Genomic DNA, 17,563 nt, shown 5'->3' on the forward strand with positions numbered 1-17,563 from the left:
CGGAGCAGCACACTTGTAATTTCACTCGTGTCGTTCAGCCGAAATCGGTAACGGCCACGTCACGGGGACGCGAAAGACAGAGCGAGGGGCGCACATGACCGAGCTGGTGCAGCAACTGCTGGTCGACGTCGACGACGCGGACGAGGAACTCGGCTGGCAGGAGCGCGCGCTGTGCGCCCAGACCGATCCCGAGTCCTTCTTCCCCGAGAAGGGCGGCTCCACCCGCGAGGCCAAGAAGGTCTGCCTCGCCTGCGAGGTCCGCTCCGAATGCCTTGAGTACGCCCTCGCCAACGACGAGAGATTCGGCATCTGGGGCGGCCTGTCCGAGCGGGAGCGCCGCCGGCTGAAGAAGGCGGCGGTCTGAGAACCGCCCGCTCCACAGAGGTACGTCCGCACAGGCCCAACGGCCCGTCGCAGGTGGGTTGTCCACAGGCGGCGGGCCGTCGTCCTGCCCAGCCGATAGTGTGGGCGCTCGTCCGAGACACCCCGCCGCCCGCGCGCGGCGCCGGCGTCCACCGCAGTCCATCGAACCGGGGCCCGTACCTCGATGTCCGTGCACAGCCACACGGCAGCCCATCACGACAGCGCTGCCACACCTGAGTTCCCGCGTCATGTAGTGACCGCGGTGATCGTCTCCCACGACGGTGCCCGCTGGCTGCCCGACGCGCTCGCCGGGCTGCTCGGCCAGGAGCGCCCCGTGCAGTCCGTCATGGCCGCCGACACCGGCAGCTCGGACGCCTCCGCGCAGCTGGTCACCGACGCCCTCGGTGACGACCGCGTCCTGCACCTCGCCCGGCGCACCGGTTTCGGCCAGGCCGTCGAGGAGGCCAACCGCACGGCCCCGGTCCTCACCCCCGAGGAACTGCCCTACCTGAAGCGCCCCAGCGGCTGGGACCCCGTCACGCGCACGTGGCGCGACGACGCCTACGACCTGCCGGACCTCCCGCACGGAGAGCCCGTCCAGTGGCTGTGGCTGCTGCACGACGACTGCGCCCCCGAACCGCACGCGCTGGCCGAAATGCTGCGCGTGGTGGAGAACGAACTCGAACTCGGCCGGGACGACGTGGCGATCGTCGGCCCCAAGCTCCGCGGCTGGTACGACCGCCGCCAGCTCCTCGAGGTCGGTGTCACCATCGCCCACTCCGGCCGCCGCTGGACCGGCCTGGACCGCCGCGAACAGGACCAGGGCCAGCACGACCACGTCCGGTCCGTGCTGTCCGTGTCCACCGCCGGCATGCTGATCCGCCGCGACGTCTTCGAACAGCTCGGCGGCTTCGACCGCCGGCTGCCCCTGATGCGCGACGACGTCGACCTGTGCTGGCGCGCGCAGGCCGCGGGCCACCGCGTCCTCATCGCCCCCGAGGCCGTCGTACGGCACGCCGAGGCCGCCTCCCGCGAGCGCCGCACCGTCGACTGCGCGGGCCGCACCAGCGCCTCCCCGCACAAGGTCGACAAGGCCGGCGCCGTCTACACCCTCCTCGTCAACAGCCGCACCGCCCTGCTGCCCTGGATCCTGGTGCGCCTGGTCCTCGGCACGCTGCTGCGCACGGTCGCCTATCTCGTCGGCAAGGTCCCCGGACAGGCCCTCGACGAGATCCGCGGCCTGCTGGGCACCCTGCTGCGCCCCGAGCGGATCATCGCCGGGCGGCGCAGCCGCGGGAAGCCGACGGTCGGCAAGGACGAACTGCGCCCCCTGTTCCCGCCGCCCGGCGCGACCGTGCGGGCCACCGTCGAACAGGTCGCCGGCGACCTCTTCGGCTCCTCCGACCCCGAGGCCGTCTCCGGCGCGGGCCGGCACGGCGGCGCCGTCGAGTCCGGACCCGGCGGCGACGACGCGGACTTCCTGGAGATCGAGCAGTTCGCCCGCCTCAAACGCATCGCCCGCAAACCCGGCCCGGTGCTCTTCCTGATTCTCCTGTTCGTCTCCCTGGTCGCCTGCCGCAACCTCCTCGGCGGCGGCGCGCTGGCGGGCGGCGCCCTGCTGCCCGCCCCGGCCGACGCCTCCGAGCTGTGGTCGCGCTACCTCGACGCCTGGCATCCGGTCGGCGCGGGCGGCACCCCGGCCGCCCCGCCCTACCTCGCGATCATCGCGACGCTGGCCACCCTGCTGCTCGGCTCGACCGGCCTCGCCCTCACCGTGCTGCTCGTCTGCTCGGTGCCGCTGGCCGGCGTCACCGCCTACTTCGCGTCCCGCCCGCTCGTCGAATCGCGCCTCCTGCGCGCGTGGGCGGCCGTCGTCTACGCCTTCCTGCCGGCCGCCACCGGCGCCCTCGCCGGCGGCCGCGTCGGCACCGCCGTCCTGGCCGTCCTGCTGCCGCTCATCGCCCGCGCGGGCGTCGCCGCGAGCGGCCTGACCCATGCCTCCGGCGCCCGCGGCAGCTGGCGCGCCACCTGGGCGTACGCGCTGCTGCTGACGATCACCACCGCGTTCACGCCGATCATCTGGCCCGTCGCCCTCGTCCTCGGGCTCGCGGTCCTGGCCGTGCGCCGCCGCGACATCACCGCCTACGGGCCGCGCTTCCTGGCCCAGCTGGGCACCCCGCTGCTGATCCTCGCGCCCTGGTCGCTGTCCCTGCTGCCGTTCGGCTTCTTCACCCAGGCCGGCCTCGACTACGGCCCGTCGACCGCCACCGCGCTCGACCTGCTCGGCGCCAGCCCCGGCGGCCCCGGCACCGTCGACGGCCTGATGCTCATCGGCATCGTGCTGGCCGCGCTGGCCGCCCTGCTGCGCTCCGAGCGTCACTTCGGCGTCTGGGCGGCCTGGGCGGTCGCCCTGGTGGGCCTCGTCCTCGCGGTCCTGTCCAACAGCTCCACCTGGGCCGGCCCGGCCACCCTCGTCTACGGCCTCGCGCTCCTCGCCGCCGCCGTCATCGGCGCCGACGGGGCACGCACGCGTGTCGCCGAGCAGAGCTTCGGCTGGCGCCAGCCGGTCGCCGTCCTCATCGCCTTCGCCTCGGCAGCGGGCCCGCTGCTCGTCGCCGCCGGCTGGATGATCGGCGGCGCCGACGGCCCCCTGGAGCGCCGCGACCCCGTGCAGGTGCCCGCGTTCGTCGCCGAGGAGGCCGGCAACCGCGACCAGGCCCGCACCCTCGTCCTCGACAGCGCTTCCACCGCCCACGTCGGCTACATGCTGGTCCGCGGCTCGGGCGCCCGCCTCGGCGACGCCGAACTCGCCGCGGCCGACGGCGAGAACAAGCAGCTCGACAAGGCCGTCGCCAACCTTGTGGCCGGCTCCGGCGCCGACCAGGCCGACGAACTCGGCAAGTTCGCCGTGGGCTACGTCCTCGTCCACAAGGGCGCCCCCCGCGAGGTCACCCGCGTCCTGGACGCCACACCCGGCCTGAAGCGGCTCAGCCAGCAGGACGGCAGCGCCCTGTGGCGGGTGAACCAGGAGGTGTCCCGCGCGGCGATCGTCGCCGACTCCGGCAAGGGCGCGGCGACCCCGGTCGCCGCGGGCCCCGTCGACATCCACACCACCGTCCCCGACGGTTCCGGCAGCCGCGTCCTGCGTCTGGCCGACGCCGCCGCCGACGGCTGGACGGCCACCCTGGACGGCAAGGCCCTCACCCGCACCACCGTCGACGGCTGGGCCCAGGGCTTCGAACTCCCCGACTCCGGCGGGAAACTGGACGTCACCTACGACGACCCGTTCACCCACACCGCCTGGCTGTGGGCCCAGGGCTTCCTCGCCCTCGTCCTGGTCGTCCTCGCCCTCCCCGGCCGCCGCCGCGACGTCGACGACGACCTCCCCGAGGAGGAGCCGATCCCCGCCCAGGCCGCGGAGGGCGAGGGCCGCCGCGCCCGCCGCCTGCGCGCCCAGGCCGAGGCCGAGACGGACACCGAAGAGCCCACCCGGGCCGACGAGTTCCCCGCTCCTCCGCAGGAGGAGCAGGCGCTCGTCGCGGTCCCGCAGCAGCAGTCCTACGGCATGGGGGTCCCCCCGGGCGAGCAGGATCGGGCCTGGGGGAGGGACCAGACGGGCTACCAGGGCGCCGAGTACGCCGGCTACACCGCCGAGCAGTACCAGAACACCCAGCAGTACCCGGCGGACGGCGGCTACGACCAGCAGTCCTACGACCCCTACCAGGCCGGCCAGTACGACCCGTACGCCTACGACGGCCAGGCCCAGCAGGCACCGTACGACCAGGCCTACCAGCAGCAGGGCTACGACCCGTCGGCCTACGGCCAGGGCGGCTACGACCCCGCCTACGACCCGGCCCAGCACCCCCACGGCACCGGCAGTGAGCGCCCCGACGGGAGCCAGCAGTGAACCGCACCACCCTGTCCCTGATCGCCGGCACGGCCGCACTCGCCGCCGTCACCGGGTTCGCCACGCTCAACCAGCCGGACACCCCCGGCCCGGGCACCGCCAAGGCGGCCGCCGAACTGCCCGTGGAGCGCACCAGCCTGCTCTGCCCCTCACCCAGCACCTCCGACCTCGCCGAGACGTCGTACACGTCGTTCACGCCCGTCACCAAGGGTACGGACGGCGACGGCACGGCCCGGCTCACGGCGGCCGCCGATGAGTCGGCGGCCGCCGCGGGCAACGCGACGAGCGGCAAGGCGACCGGCAAGACCGGCGCAAAGAAGAAGACGGCGGCGAAGCCCGTGCTCACGCCCAAGGCGCCCGGCACCCCGGCCGTCGGCGACACCACCGGCGGCGCCGCGCCCGCGCTCCTGGGCACCGCCGAGGGGAAGTTCGCCCCCGGCTGGACCGTCCAGGAGACCACCGAGGTCGCCGCCGGCACCGGCCGCGGCCTCCAGGGCGTCACCTGCACCGCGCCGGACACGGAGTTCTGGTTCCCGGGCGCCAGCACGCTCGCCGACCGCACGGACTACGTCCACCTCACCAACCCGGACGACTCCGCCGCCGTCGTCGACATCGAGCTCTACGGCAGGACAGGCGCCCTCGCGACGACCGTGGGGGACGGCATCACGGTCCCGGCGCACTCCAGCGAGCCGATCCTGCTGTCCACGCTCATCGCCGAGAAGCAGGAGGACCTCACGGTCCACGTCAACGTCCGCAGCGGCCGCGTGGGGGCCACCGTCCAGGCCCTGGACGCAAAGCTCGGCGGCGACTGGCTGGCCGCCTCCACCGATCCGGCGGCCGCCCAGGTCATCCCGGGCATCCCCAAGGACGCCACGGCCGTCCGTCTCGTCGCCTTCGCGCCCGGCGAGGCCGACGCGGACCTGAAGGTCCAACTCGCCTCCCCCTCAGGGCTGATCACCCCGGCCGGACACGAGACGCTGCACGTCAAGGCGGGCATGACGACCTCGGTCGACCTCGGCGACGTCACGCGCGGGGAGGCCGGCTCCCTGATCCTGACCCCGACAGGCTCCTCCGCGCCGGTGGTCGCGGGCGTACGCGTCCTGCGCGGCAAGGGCGCCAACCAGGAGTCGGCGTTCATCCCCGCCACCGCGCCGGTCGGCACGCGCGCGTCCGTCGCCGACAACAGCGCCAAGGGCTCCACCCTCTCCCTGACGGCCCCCAAGGGCACCGCCAAGGTCAAGGTCACCGCGTCCGCGGGCAGCGGCGGCGGCACACCCGTGTCCAAGACGTACACGGTCAGGGCCGGCACCACGCAGGACGTCGAACTCCCCGTCCCCACCGGCCTGAAGGGCACCTACGCGCTCACCGTGGAACCCCTCACGGACACCCCGGTCTACGCCTCCCGCACCCTGGCGGCGACCGAGGACGGCGTCCCCGGCTTCACGATCCAGACCCTGCCGCACGACCGGGGCACAGTGGCAGTGCCGGAGGCCGACGAGGACGTCGCGGTGCTGCAGAAGTAACCCGAAAGGGTGCCCGGGTCCCTCGAACGAGGGGCACGGGGGCGGCCGGTGGTCAGTCCTCGCCGTAGCGCGGGTCCACCGTCTCCGGAGTCAGCCCGAGCAGTTCCGCGACCTGCTCCACGACCACCTCGTGCACCAACGCGGCCCGCTCGTCACGCCCCTTGGTGCGGATCTCGACCGGCCGCCGATAGACGACGACCCGCGCCCGCCGCCCCTCACGCGCGGGAACCGTCCCGCCCAACGGGACGGCCTCGTCGTTCCAGGGCTCCGGGGTCGTGTCCAGGCGTGGTACCTCCAGCACCATGAAGTCGATGTCGGCGAGCTGCGGCCACCGCCGCTCCAGCCGCTCCACGGAGTCCTGCACGAGATCCGCGAACACCTCGGCACGGCTGGCGGCCAACGGCACCTGCGGCGGCGCGATCGGCCCCCGCATGCCCCGGCCGTGGCGATCGCGACGACGGGGTCCGGGGCCTGCGGCGGGGGGCGGTACGGGGCTGTCCATCACTACTGAAGCGTAGTCCCCGCCGCAGCCGGCGCACGGCACACCGCACGGCACACCGCACGGCATCCGGGCCGCCTTGGGCCGCCATACACGGCATGTCGCGGGATGACCATTCCAGCCAAGGTTGGGCTCGATTCCGTATCTCTCCCAGACCGGCGAACTCATGGCAATTGATGCCGTTTGTGCCGAGTGATGACCGCGGGTCGCCGTCTTCCTGCGTTTAATGACTGGTGTTCGCGCAGGTCAGCGGGGTATGACTGGAGTGGCGCGTGGGGCGTTTCACAACACGACACGGTGGAGTGACCTGGTGGAGAGTCGTCGCGGCCCGCTCAAGAGTGCGGTACCGTCCAACGTCGTGAGCCCTGTACGTCGCTGTTCGCGCACCGCCTGCGGCCGACCCGCCGTCGCGACGCTGACGTACGTCTACGCCGACTCGACCGCGGTCCTCGGCCCGCTCGCCACCTATGCCGAACCCCACTGCTACGACCTGTGCGCCGAGCACTCCGAGCGCCTCACCGCCCCGCGCGGCTGGGAGGTCGTCCGCCTCCTTGACGGTTCGGCTCCCGCGCGGCCCAGTGGAGACGACCTGGAAGCGCTTGCCAACGCGGTCCGTGAAGCGGCGCGTCCGCAGGAGCGTGCGGCCGGCGCCGGCGGCGGTGCCCGCACGGCGGACCCGATGGAGGTCGCCCGCCGCGGCCATCTGCGGGTGCTCCGCTCACCGGACAACTGAGCGGTTCCCGCCCTTCACGAGAAACCGCTTTCCGGATGCTGTGATCCTGGCCGCGATGAGGGGCCGCACACCCGGCCGGACAGGGCGACCGTAAACGCGACCGGAATCCCGACCGGAATCGCGACCGGAAACGTGGTCCTCCCGGTCGGCCTCATGAACAGCCGACCAGGCCTGCGCGCGACCCGAGTTCCCGCCCCGGCCCACGGAACCGCCCTCGCCGCCGAGCAGTTCGCCGCACCCCCGACCACGTCTGCGCGCAACTCGCCGACATCGGCGCCGCCTTGGCGAGCGCCTGTCACCGGGCCCGGCCGGTCCGGCGTCGCCGTCTCCGCGCTCACCGCTCCTGGACCCGATGCTGCCGTAGCACCGGCCCGACCTCGGACGACGGCCCCACAGCGGACCAAGAACCGGCCCGGGTAGTTTGTGGTGACCCACAGGACTCCAGGGACTTCAGGAAGGTTGGCCGTGGCTGCTGATCTGTCACAGATCGTGAAGGCGTACGACGTACGCGGGGTGGTCCCGGACCAGTGGGACGAGTCACTGGCCGAACTCTTCGGCGCGGCCTTCGCCCGGGTGACCGGCGCCGAGGCGATCGTCGTCGGCCACGACATGCGCCCCTCCTCACCCGGCCTCACCGGCGCCTTCGCGAGCGGCGCGGCGGCACTCGGCGTGCACGTCACCGAGATCGGCCTGTGCTCCACGGACCAGCTGTACTACGCCTCGGGCGCACTGAACCTGCCCGGCGCCATGTTCACGGCCTCGCACAACCCCGCCCAGTACAACGGCATCAAGCTGTGCCGCGCGGGCGCCGCCCCCGTCGGCCAGGACACAGGCCTGACGGAGATCCGCGAACTGGTGGAACGCTGGACGGACACCGGCGCCCCCGAAGCCGCCGCACAGCCGGGAACGATCTCCCGGACCGACACGTTGAAGGACTACGCGGCACACCTGCGCGCCCTCGTCGACCTGACCTCCATCCGCCCCCTGAAGGTCGTGGTCGACGCGGGCAACGGCATGGGCGGCCACACCGTCCCCACGGTGTTCGAGGGCCTGCCCCTGACCGTCGTCCCCATGTACTTCGAGCTGGACGGCACCTTCCCCAACCACGAGGCCAACCCCCTGGATCCGGCGAACCTCGTGGACCTTCAGCAGCGCGTCCGTGAAGAGGGCGCCGACCTCGGCCTCGCCTTCGACGGCGACGCCGACCGCTGCTTCGTCGTGGACGAGCGGGGCGAGCCGGTCTCCCCGTCCGCGATCACGGCCCTGGTCGCCGCACGCGAACTCGCACGCAACGGCGGCAAGGGCACCGTCATCCACAACCTGATCACCTCCTGGACCGTCCCCGAGGTGGTGAGCGAGAACGGCGGCACCCCCGTCCGCACCCGCGTGGGCCACTCCTTCATCAAGGCGGAGATGGCCCGCTCCGGCGCGATCTTCGGCGGCGAACACTCCGCCCACTACTACTTCAAGGACTTCTGGAACGCCGACACCGGCATGCTGGCCGCCCTCCACGTCCTTGCCGCCCTCGGCACCCAGGACGGCCCCCTCTCCGCCCTGGTCTCCGCCTACGACCGGTACACCGGCTCCGGCGAGATCAACTCCACGGTCGCCGACCAGGCCGACCGCATCGCCGCGATCAAGGCGGCCTACGGCCACCGCGAGGACGTCACCCTCGACGAACTCGACGGCCTCACCGTCTCCTCCACCGACTGGTGGTTCAACGTCCGCCCCTCCAACACCGAACCCCTCCTGCGCCTCAACGCGGAAGCCCGCGACGAACCGACGATGACCAACATCCGCGACGAGGCCCTGGCCATCATCCGTTCCTGAGCCCCACCGGGAGCCGGCCCAGGACCACAGCCCCTGGCCGGGTCCCCCCCCCCCGCCCCCACCGCGCCCCGTCCAACCCCCGCACCCCACCCTCACCAGCGGTACCCTGACCAGGCACATCCGCACACCGCCCCACACACCCGCACACCCCCACACGCCGAAGGGAAACCCCATGCCGCTCGAAGCCGGCCTCCTGGAGATCCTCGCCTGCCCCGCCTGCCACGCCCCCCTCAAGGAGCAGGACACAGAGCTGATCTGCACAGGCCAGAACTGCGGCCTGGCCTACCCCGTCCGCGACGGCATCCCCGTCCTCCTCGTCGACGAGGCCCGCCACCCCGCATAACCCCACACCGACCACCGGGCGCCGGGCACCGCGCAGCCACGCCCACCCGACGCCAGGACCCCCCAGCCGGGCGACCACGCCCCGCAGGGCATCTCGCCCCCGGCCCCGCAACCCGACGACGCCTTAGGCGATCGGAGACTGCCGCCATGCTCGACGACTCTCTGCTCGACACGCCGGAGGCCCTCGCCGAGGCCGACCGCCGAGCCCTCCTGCGCGGCGCGGCCGAAGCCGGCGCCCGCGTCCGCACCGCCGCCCGGCACGCGGCCGAGGCCGGCGTCCACGACCTCGCACCGGACGGCCGCCCCCGCGCCATCCTCATCGCAGGCCCCGGGGCCGCCGCCACCTGCGTCGCCGACCTCCTCGGCACCCTCGCAGGCGCCTCCTGCCCCGTCATCCACCTGACACCCACCGGCGTCGCCCCCGCCGCGGGCGCCCTGCGCTGGGAACTCCCCGGCTGGGCCGGCTCCGTGGACCTCCTCCTCATCGCCACCCCCGACGGCAGCGAACCCGGCCTCTCCCTCCTCGCCGAGCAGGCCTACCGCCGAGGCTGCACCGTCGTCGCCGTGGCCCCCGCCCACACCCCCCTCACCGAGGCGCTCAGTGCCGCGCACGGCCTCTTCGTCCCGCTGGCGACCGCCCCGTACGAACAGGACGAGCAGCCCCCCGTCGCCGCCTCCGCGCCCGGCGTCCTCTGGGCCCTCCTCACCCCGCTCCTCGCGCTCCTCGACCGCATCGCCCTGCTCTCCGCCCCGCCCGAGGCGATCGAGAAGGTCGCCGACCGCCTCGATCAGATCGCCGAACGCTGCGGCCCCGCCATCGCCACCTACAGCAACCCGGCGAAGACCCTGGCCGCCGAACTCGCCGACACCCTCCCGGTGATCTGGACCGAAGGCACCTCGGCCGGCCCCGCGGGCCGCCGCTTCGCCGCCGCCCTCGCCGAACTCGCCGGCCGCCCCGCCCTCGTCGCCGAACTCCCCGAGGCCCTGGCCGGACACAACGCCCTCCTCGCCGGCCCTCTCGCCGCCAGCGCCGACCCGGACGACTTCTTCCGCGACCGCGTCGAAGAGCCCCCGGCCCTGCACGCGCGCGTGGTGCTGCTGCGCGACCGCCCCATCGGCGGCCTCACCGCCGCCCCGGCCGCCCGCGACCTGGCCCTCAGCCACGACACGCCGATCAGCGAACTCGAACCCGAGGCGGGCGACGAACTCGTCACCCTCGCCGAACTGATCGCCACCACGGACTTCGCCGCCGTCTACCTGGCGCTCGCCTCACAGGGTTGACGCAAGCCACACGCTCGTAACGCCCGGGCTCGATCCACAGCCCGACGACACAGTCAGCCGGCCGGACAGACAGGCAGAGAAACCCGATGGACCGCCTCGACAACACCATCCGCCCCTACGCCTGGGGCTCCCCCACCGCGATCCCGCACCTGCTCGGCACCACGCCGACCGGCGAACCGCAGGCCGAGATGTGGATGGGCGCCCACCCGGGCGCACCCTCCCGCACCGGCCGGGGCACCCTCGTCGAGGTCATCGAGGCCGACCCGCAACGCGAACTCGGCGAGCGCACCGTCACCAAGTTCGGCCCCCGCCTCCCCTTCCTCCTCAAGATCCTCGCCGCCGGCGCCCCCCTCTCCCTCCAGGTCCACCCCGACCTGCAACAGGCCAAGGAGGGATACGAGGACGAAGAACGCCGCGGCATCCCCGTCGACGCCCCACACCGCAACTACAAGGACGCCAACCACAAACCCGAACTCATCTGCGCCCTCACCGAGTTCGACGGCCTGTGCGGCTTCCGCGCCCCCACACACGCAGCCGACCTCCTCGACGGCCTCGGCGTCGACTCCCTCAAGCCGTACGTCGACCTCCTGCACGCCCACCCGGAAGACGCCGCCCTGCGCGAGGTCCTCACCGCGATCCTCACCGCAGACCCCGAGGACATGGCCCACACCGTCGCCCAGGCCGCGGCCGCCTGCGACCGCCTCGGCGGCGACTACGCCCCCTACGCCGGCATCGCCCACCACTACCCCGGCGACCCCGGCGTCATCGCCGCCATGCTGCTGAACCACGTCCGACTCCAGCCCGGCGAAGCACTGTTCCTCGGCGCCGGCGTCCCGCACGCCTACCTCAGCGGCCTCGGCGTCGAGATCATGGCCAACTCCGACAACGTCCTGCGCTGCGGCCTCACCCCCAAACACGTCGACGTCCCCGAACTCCTGCGCATCGTCCGCTTCGAACCCGGCGACCCCGGCGTCCTGCGCCCCGAGGCCACCCCCGACGGCGAAGAGGTCTACGACACCCCCATCGACGAGTTCCGGCTCTCGCGCCACGTCCTGCCCACCGGCGCCCCCGCCCGCGACCTCACCCTCCCGACCCCGCAGATCCTGCTCTGCACCACCGGCTCCGTACAGGCCGGCGAACACGAACTGACCCCCGGCCACTCCGTCTTCGTCCCCGCGGGCGAAAAAGTCGAAGTGTCCGGAACCGGCGCGGTCTTCCGTGCCACCGTCGTCGCCTGACACCCACCCACCACACAGCGCACAAGACGGCCCACCGCACAGCCGGGCGCGCCCCCGCCGGACCGGGCTGCAACAATGACCCACCGGCAAAGGACGGGCAAAGCCCACCACGGGCCCCGCCCTGCACGGCGTACGCACGAAGGCGAAGGGACAACCCGAACACATGAGCGCGTCAGGCGGCACCAAGGCGATCGTGGCGGCACTCGGCGCCAACCTCGCGATCGCGGCATCGAAGTTCGTGGCGTTCGCGTTCAGCGGCTCATCGTCGATGCTCGCCGAAGGCGTGCACTCGCTCGCCGACTCCGGCAACCAGGCCCTGCTCCTCATCGGCGGCAAGAAGGCCCAGCGCGAAGCCACCCCGCAACACCCCTTCGGCTACGGCCGCGAGCGCTACATCTACGCCTTCCTCGTCTCCATCGTCCTCTTCTCGGTCGGCGGCATGTTCGCCATCTACGAGGGCTACGAGAAGATCAAGCACCCGCACGACGTCGAACACTGGTACTGGCCCGTCGGCGTCCTCGCCTTCGCGATCATCGCCGAAGGCTTCTCCTTCCGCACCGCCATCAAGGAGTCCAACGAACTGCGCGGCGCGCTCTCCTGGTCCCAGTTCGTCCGCCGCGCCAAGGCCCCCGAGCTGCCCGTCGTCCTCCTCGAGGACTTCGGCGCGCTGATCGGCCTGGTCCTCGCCCTCGGCGGCGTCGGCCTCGCCCTCCTCACCGGCGACGGCATCTGGGACGGCATCGGCACCGTCTGCATCGGCGTCCTCCTCGTCCTCATCGCCCTCGTCCTCGCCGCCGAGACCAAGTCCCTCCTCCTCGGCGAGGCCGCCGGCCTGCAAGAGGTCCAGAAGATCGAGGCCGCCATCGTCGACGGCGACACCGTCACCGGCCTCATCCACATGCGCACCCTCCACCTCGGCCCCGAAGAACTCCTGGTCGCCGCCAAGATCGCCGTCCAGCACGACGACACGGCCACCCAGGTCGCCACCGCCATCAACGCCGCCGAGGCCCGCATCCGCGCCGCCGTCCCCATCGCCCGCGTCATCTACCTCGAACCCGACATCTACAGCGAGGCCGAGGCCGCCAAGGGCCCCGACCGCGAGGCCACCCCCGGCGGCCCCAGCCAACACCCGACCGAGCACTGACCCGACCCCGCTCCCGGTCCGTGAACGGCGCGATCTGATCGGAGGCGGACTGGGGCCGCCCGCGCCACCGGTGTAGCTTGGAACGGAGCCAGACGTCGCTGCTGATGGCGGTCGGGCGGTCCCAGCACGGACCGACCGAGGGAGAGAGGGCCTCCGACGGACTGCGCTGCGCGTACTGCGGGCATGCCTGGGTCCCCTTCGGGCACCCCTGTGTCCGCCGCCGCGCAGACCAGCCGTACCCACTCTCTCGAACCGACCCCGAGGAGCAGCACCCCATGACGACTGTCGACAACCGACAGGACTTCAAGGTCGCCGACCTCTCCCTGGCCGCCTTCGGCCGCAAGGAGATCACCCTCGCCGAGCACGAGATGCCCGGCCTCATGGCGATCCGCAAGGAGTACGCCGAGACCCAGCCGCTGGCCGGCGCCCGCGTCACCGGCTCCCTGCACATGACCGTGCAGACCGCCGTCCTCATCGAGACCCTGGTCGCCCTCGGCGCCCAGGTCCGCTGGGCCTCCTGCAACATCTTCTCCACCCAGGACCACGCGGCCGCCGCCATCGCCGTCGGCCCCGCCGGCACGCCCGAGAACCCCCAGGGCATCCCGGTCTTCGCCTGGAAGGGCGAAACGCTGGAGGAGTACTGGTGGTGCACCGAGCAGGCCCTGACCTGGCCGGACAGCCCCACCGGCGGCCCCAACATGATCCTCGACGACGGCGGCGACGCCACCCTCCTCGTCCACAAGGGCGTCGAGTACGAGAAGGACGGCAAGGTCCCCTCGGTCGACACCGCCGAGAACGACGAGCACCGCGTCATCCTCGAACTCCTCAACCGCACCATCACCGACGGCTCCCAGAAGTGGACCCAGCTCGCCTCGGAGATCCGCGGCGTCACCGAGGAGACCACCACCGGCGTCCACCGCCTGTACGAGATGCAGCGCGACGGCGTCCTCCTCTTCCCCGCGATCAACGTCAACGACGCCGTCACCAAGTCGAAGTTCGACAACAAGTACGGCTGCCGCCACTCCCTGATCGACGGCATCAACCGCGCCACCGACGTCCTCATCGGCGGCAAGACCGCGGTCGTCTGCGGCTACGGCGACGTCGGCAAGGGCTGCGCCGAGTCCCTCCGCGGCCAGGGCGCCCGCGTCATCATCACCGAGATCGACCCCATCTGCGCCCTGCAGGCCGCGATGGACGGCTACCAGGTCACGACCCTCGACGAGGTCATCGACAAGGCCGACATCTTCGTCACCACGACCGGCAACAAGGACATCATCATGGCCTCGGACATGGCCAAGATGAAGCACCAGGCCATCGTCGGCAACATCGGCCACTTCGACAACGAGATCGACATGGCCGGCCTCGCCAAGCTCCCCGGCATCGTCAAGGACGAGGTCAAGCCCCAGGTCCACACCTGGACCTTCCCCGACGGCAAGGTCATCATCGTCCTCTCCGAGGGTCGCCTGCTGAACCTGGGCAACGCCACCGGCCACCCGTCGTTCGTGATGTCCAACTCCTTCGCGGACCAGACCCTGGCCCAGATCGAGCTGTTCACCAAGCCCGACGAGTACCCGACCGGCGTCTACACGCTGCCCAAGCACCTCGACGAGAAGGTCGCCCGCCTCCACCTCGACGCACTCGGCGTAAAGCTGACCACGCTCCGCCCCGAGCAGGCCGCCTACATCGGCGTCGAGGTCGAGGGCCCCTACAAGTCGGACCACTACCGCTACTGAGCCACTGAGCCCGAAGGCCCAGCGCCCGTAGTCCGCAGCACCTCAGAGACAGGCCCCCGCACCCCCGTGTCGGGGGCCTGCCCCTTCGGTCGCCCCGGCCGGACCGCCGCGGCACCCGACCAGCCCGTCACACCCCAGGACCCCGATGCCCCGCGGCCGATATTCGCTCCACGATCCGCACGATCACACCCCCTTCGCACACGAACACTTCCACTGCGCCCCCGGCCCCTCCGGCTGGCGCTACGTCTCCCAGCTGACCACCCCCACCGGCGACCCCACCGGCTCCGTCGATCTCACCCTCGACGACCTCGGCCGCCCCCTGCGCCTCGAACTCCACGCAAGCAGCTGGCAGGTACGCGGCGCAGCCCTGGACGGCGTCACCTGGGTCCGTACCGACCCCACCGGCGCCCACGCCACGGAAGGCAACGCCCCCGCCCACGCCTTCACCGGCACATCCCCCGCCTTCCTCATCGCCACCACCCGGCTCCTACGCCTCACCCCCTCCTCCCCGGCCACCCGGGTACGCCTCGTCGCCTTCACCGAACCGGTCCTCGCTCCCCGCACCGTCGACCAGTCCTGGGCCTTGCTGAGAAGCGAAGCACACGCCACTGACAACGGCCCCCTGACCGTGGACGAATACCAGGTCACAGCCCTGGACACCGGCGAACAGCACACCGTCCACATCGCCGGCGACGTCGTCCTCGCAGCCCCAGGCATCGAGCTCGAAGACCTCGAAACACCCCCGTCGACCTTCGACTGAACCCACCCCGGACAGCGCTACACCGGCGGCACGAACCCCGTACCCGACGACCCCTCGGACCGCTCACCGGCCAACCCCTCCACGGGCGCCACACGGGACGGAGCGGGCGCACCAGACGGGGCCGGCGGGCCGTACGACGCCGGCGGACCGTAGTTTCCCGCCCCACCTTCCACAACCCTGCCCCCACTCTCGGCCACGGGCGGCCCCGCAACGGGACCACTGCCGAAGGCCCGCCGGGCTTCCCGGACCTGCCGCTCCTGCACCACCGCAGCCAGATACGCGGCGGGTGGCACCCCCGGCGGCACCGGAGCCCCCGTACGTACCGCGAGATCACCGGCCAGCCGCTCGGCCATCGCGCAACCGACCTGCGGGTCCAGCTGGCCCATCCGCCCCAGATACTGCCGGATCGCCAGCCACAACCCGTCCGGCACCGCCGAAAGATCCAGCCCCTGGAACCGACCCGCCAGCCAAGGCGGAGGCGGCGGCACCAAACCGGACCGCCCCACCGGCACCCGCTCCCGCACCACCAGCGTTCCGGCGAAGACATCACCGAGCCGTCGCCCCCGAGCCGACACCAGCGAGGCGATACAGGCCACCACCCCGATCGTCAGCAGAATCTCGACCACACCGATCGCGCCCCGCACCAGCGCGTGCCGGAACCGGATCGGCCCACCGTCGTCCCGCACCACCCGCAACCCGCACGCCATCTTGCCGAGCGAGCGCCCATGGCTGAGCGTCTCGACCGCGATCGGCCCACCCACCAGCACCAGCAGGAACGTGGCGATCGACAGCGCGATCCGCGCCGCCTCGTCCAAGGACGCGGTCGACGCCACCAGAGCGATGCTCACGACGATGTAGACCACGAAGGCCACGACCAGATCCAGCAACGTCGCCAACGCCCGGCTGGGCAGCCTGGCAGGCCGCAGCTCCAGCGCCACGGCCTCACCCGTCACCAGCTCGCTCACGTCCGTCGTCCCTTCTCTGACCTGCCCCGGCAACGGCCAGTCTGCCAAGCTGAGAACACATCGCGACCCAGTACGACAAGCTGACATCCACCACCGGCCGCCGACGAACAGCCGAGGAGCAGGCACACCGATGGACCTCGACGTCTTCGTCTCCGCCCACCGAGCCGAATGGGACCGCCTCGACGCCCTCCTACGCCGTCGGCGCAACCTCACCGGCGCCGAGACGGACGAACTCGTCACCCTCTACCAGCGCGCCGCCACCCACCTCTCCCTGATCCAGTCCAGCGCTCCCGACCCCCAGCTCACCGGCCGGCTCACCCAACTCGTGGCACGCGCGCGGAGCGCGGTGACAGGCACCCGACGTGCCTCTTGGCGCGACGTGACCCGCTTCCTCACCCAGGGCTTCCCCGCCGCGGTCTACCGGTCGCGCCATTGGTGGGTACCGACGGCGCTGCTGTCCACCGCCGTCGCCGCCCTCCTGGGCTGGTGGATCGGCACCCACCCGGAGGTCCAGTCCTCCATAGCCGCCCCCGACGAGCTCCGCGCGCTCACCCGACCCGGCGGCCTGTACGAGACGTACTACTCGAGCCACCAGGCCGCCGCGTTCGCCGCCCAGGTCTGGACGAACAACGCCCAGGCAGCAGCGATGTGCCTGGTGCTCGGTGTCTTCCTGGGGCTGCCGGTCCTCTGGATCCTGTTCCAGAACATGCTCAACCTCGGCATCGGAGCCGGCCTCATGTCCTCGGCCGGCCGACTCGACACGTTCCTCGGCCTGGTCCTCCCACATGGCCTGCTCGAACTGACCGCGGTCTTCGTCGCAGCCGGAACCGGACTCCGCCTCGGCTGGACCGTCATCGACCCAGGGCCCCGCACCCGTCGGACCGCCCTCGCCGAAGAAGGCCGATCCGCGGTGGGCATGGCCATCGGCCTCGCCCTGGTCCTCTTCGTCTCCGGAGCCATCGAAGGCTTCGTCACCCCCTCCGGCCTGCCCACCTGGGCCCGCATCACCATCGGCATCGCAGCCGAACTGGCCTTCCTCATGTACGTCTACGTCCTCGGCGGCAGAGCCGCCCGAGCCGGAGACACGGGCGACGTCGAGGCGATCGAGCGCAGCGCCACGGTGCCGACAGCCGCCTGATGTGCGTACGGCCCGGCTGAGCTGCTACTCTCCTCTTCGCCCCGCAAAAACCGTTGACACGGAGTGCGCGGGGAGGTAGATTCGAACAGTTGCCTGGAACTGGACAT

The 17,563-nt window shown here is 72.2% G+C and carries 14 protein-coding genes; 12 read left to right on the forward strand and 2 right to left on the reverse strand.

Annotation, left to right across the window (positions count from 1 at the left end):
* Positions 1 to 94: 94 nt before the first annotated feature.
* The 3 genes from B5557_RS26840 to B5557_RS26850 all read left to right on the forward strand — a co-directional run bounded on the left by B5557_RS26840 (position 95) and on the right by B5557_RS26850 (position 5,793).
* Entirely contained in the window at positions 95 to 364 is a 270-nt protein-coding gene (locus tag B5557_RS26840; RefSeq protein ID WP_020128551.1) for a WhiB family transcriptional regulator, read from the forward strand.
* 183 nt (positions 365 to 547) lie between these two features.
* Positions 548 to 4,270 (forward strand): glycosyltransferase family 2 protein, encoded by a 3,723-nt coding sequence (locus B5557_RS26845; RefSeq protein WP_079661862.1) that lies wholly within the window; start codon positions 548 to 550, stop codon positions 4,268 to 4,270.
* The gene (locus B5557_RS26850) at positions 4,267 to 5,793 is read left to right on the forward strand and encodes a DUF5719 family protein (RefSeq protein ID WP_079661863.1); all 1,527 of its coding nucleotides are present in this window, start codon (positions 4,267 to 4,269) and stop codon (positions 5,791 to 5,793) included. The genes B5557_RS26845 and B5557_RS26850 overlap by 4 nt, the downstream gene beginning before the upstream one ends.
* Positions 5,794 to 5,845: 52 nt before the next feature.
* Here B5557_RS26850 and B5557_RS26855 read toward each other — a convergent pair whose 3' ends face one another.
* Complete coding sequence (locus B5557_RS26855; protein ID WP_079661864.1) at positions 5,846 to 6,226, reverse strand: metallopeptidase family protein; 381 nt, start codon at positions 6,224 to 6,226, stop codon at positions 5,846 to 5,848.
* A gap of 376 nt (positions 6,227 to 6,602) precedes the next feature.
* On the opposite strand from B5557_RS26855, the gene B5557_RS26860 reads away from it, so the two are divergent.
* The 8 genes from B5557_RS26860 to B5557_RS26895 all read left to right on the forward strand — a co-directional run bounded on the left by B5557_RS26860 (position 6,603) and on the right by B5557_RS26895 (position 15,353).
* Complete coding sequence (locus B5557_RS26860) at positions 6,603 to 7,025, forward strand: DUF3499 domain-containing protein (RefSeq protein WP_079661865.1); 423 nt, start codon at positions 6,603 to 6,605, stop codon at positions 7,023 to 7,025.
* Positions 7,026 to 7,490: 465 nt separating this feature from the next.
* Positions 7,491 to 8,855 carry a phosphomannomutase/phosphoglucomutase gene (locus B5557_RS26865; protein ID WP_079661866.1) on the forward strand — a complete coding sequence of 455 codons (1,365 nt, stop codon included), beginning with the start codon at positions 7,491 to 7,493 and terminating at the stop codon, positions 8,853 to 8,855.
* A gap of 172 nt (positions 8,856 to 9,027) precedes the next feature.
* Positions 9,028 to 9,198 carry a Trm112 family protein gene (locus tag B5557_RS26870; protein ID WP_079661867.1) on the forward strand — a complete coding sequence of 57 codons (171 nt, stop codon included), beginning with the start codon at positions 9,028 to 9,030 and terminating at the stop codon, positions 9,196 to 9,198.
* Between the two features lie 146 nt (positions 9,199 to 9,344).
* A complete protein-coding gene (locus B5557_RS26875; RefSeq protein ID WP_079661868.1) occupies positions 9,345 to 10,478 on the forward strand; it encodes an SIS domain-containing protein in 1,134 nt (377 codons plus the stop codon).
* A gap of 86 nt (positions 10,479 to 10,564) precedes the next feature.
* Positions 10,565 to 11,716 carry a mannose-6-phosphate isomerase, class I gene (gene manA, locus B5557_RS26880; RefSeq protein ID WP_079661869.1) on the forward strand — a complete coding sequence of 384 codons (1,152 nt, stop codon included), beginning with the start codon at positions 10,565 to 10,567 and terminating at the stop codon, positions 11,714 to 11,716.
* Positions 11,717 to 11,879: 163 nt separating this feature from the next.
* Positions 11,880 to 12,860, forward strand: a complete 981-nt coding sequence (locus B5557_RS26885; RefSeq protein ID WP_079661870.1) for a cation diffusion facilitator family transporter — start codon at positions 11,880 to 11,882, stop codon at positions 12,858 to 12,860.
* 275 nt (positions 12,861 to 13,135) lie between these two features.
* Positions 13,136 to 14,593, forward strand: a complete 1,458-nt coding sequence (ahcY, locus tag B5557_RS26890) for an adenosylhomocysteinase (RefSeq protein WP_079661871.1) — start codon at positions 13,136 to 13,138, stop codon at positions 14,591 to 14,593.
* Between the two features lie 145 nt (positions 14,594 to 14,738).
* Positions 14,739 to 15,353 carry a hypothetical protein gene (locus B5557_RS26895; protein WP_079661872.1) on the forward strand — a complete coding sequence of 205 codons (615 nt, stop codon included), beginning with the start codon at positions 14,739 to 14,741 and terminating at the stop codon, positions 15,351 to 15,353.
* Positions 15,354 to 15,370: 17 nt separating this feature from the next.
* On the opposite strand, the gene B5557_RS26900 is transcribed toward B5557_RS26895, so the two are convergent.
* Positions 15,371 to 16,318 carry an RDD family protein gene (locus B5557_RS26900; protein ID WP_079661873.1) on the reverse strand — a complete coding sequence of 316 codons (948 nt, stop codon included), beginning with the start codon at positions 16,316 to 16,318 and terminating at the stop codon, positions 15,371 to 15,373.
* Between the two features lie 130 nt (positions 16,319 to 16,448).
* Between B5557_RS26900 and B5557_RS26905 the strand changes: the two genes are divergently transcribed.
* Entirely contained in the window at positions 16,449 to 17,456 is a 1,008-nt protein-coding gene (locus B5557_RS26905) for a stage II sporulation protein M (protein WP_079661874.1), read from the forward strand.
* The last annotated feature ends 107 nt before the right edge of the window (positions 17,457 to 17,563 follow it).

The sequence above is a fragment of the Streptomyces sp. 3214.6 genome (genome assembly GCF_900129855.1).
GTDB classification, from domain to species: domain Bacteria; phylum Actinomycetota; class Actinomycetes; order Streptomycetales; family Streptomycetaceae; genus Streptomyces; species Streptomyces soliscabiei.

Bases quoted from the DNA above. Each gene is read 5' to 3' on its own strand.
- B5557_RS26840 (WP_020128551.1), top strand. From the start codon at position 95: ATGACCGAGCTGGTGCAGCAACTGCTGGTCGACGTCGACGACGCGGAC.
- B5557_RS26845 (WP_079661862.1), top strand. From the start codon at position 548: ATGTCCGTGCACAGCCACACGGCAGCCCATCACGACAGCGCTGCCACA.
- B5557_RS26855 (WP_079661864.1), bottom strand. From the start codon at position 6,226: ATGCGGGGGCCGATCGCGCCGCCGCAGGTGCCGTTGGCCGCCAGCCGT.
- B5557_RS26870 (WP_079661867.1), top strand. From the start codon at position 9,028: ATGCCGCTCGAAGCCGGCCTCCTGGAGATCCTCGCCTGCCCCGCCTGC.
- B5557_RS26875 (WP_079661868.1), top strand. From the start codon at position 9,345: ATGCTCGACGACTCTCTGCTCGACACGCCGGAGGCCCTCGCCGAGGCC.
- manA (WP_079661869.1), top strand. From the start codon at position 10,565: ATGGACCGCCTCGACAACACCATCCGCCCCTACGCCTGGGGCTCCCCC.
- B5557_RS26885 (WP_079661870.1), top strand. From the start codon at position 11,880: ATGAGCGCGTCAGGCGGCACCAAGGCGATCGTGGCGGCACTCGGCGCC.
- ahcY (WP_079661871.1), top strand. From the start codon at position 13,136: ATGACGACTGTCGACAACCGACAGGACTTCAAGGTCGCCGACCTCTCC.
- B5557_RS26895 (WP_079661872.1), top strand. From the start codon at position 14,739: ATGCCCCGCGGCCGATATTCGCTCCACGATCCGCACGATCACACCCCC.
- B5557_RS26905 (WP_079661874.1), top strand. From the start codon at position 16,449: ATGGACCTCGACGTCTTCGTCTCCGCCCACCGAGCCGAATGGGACCGC.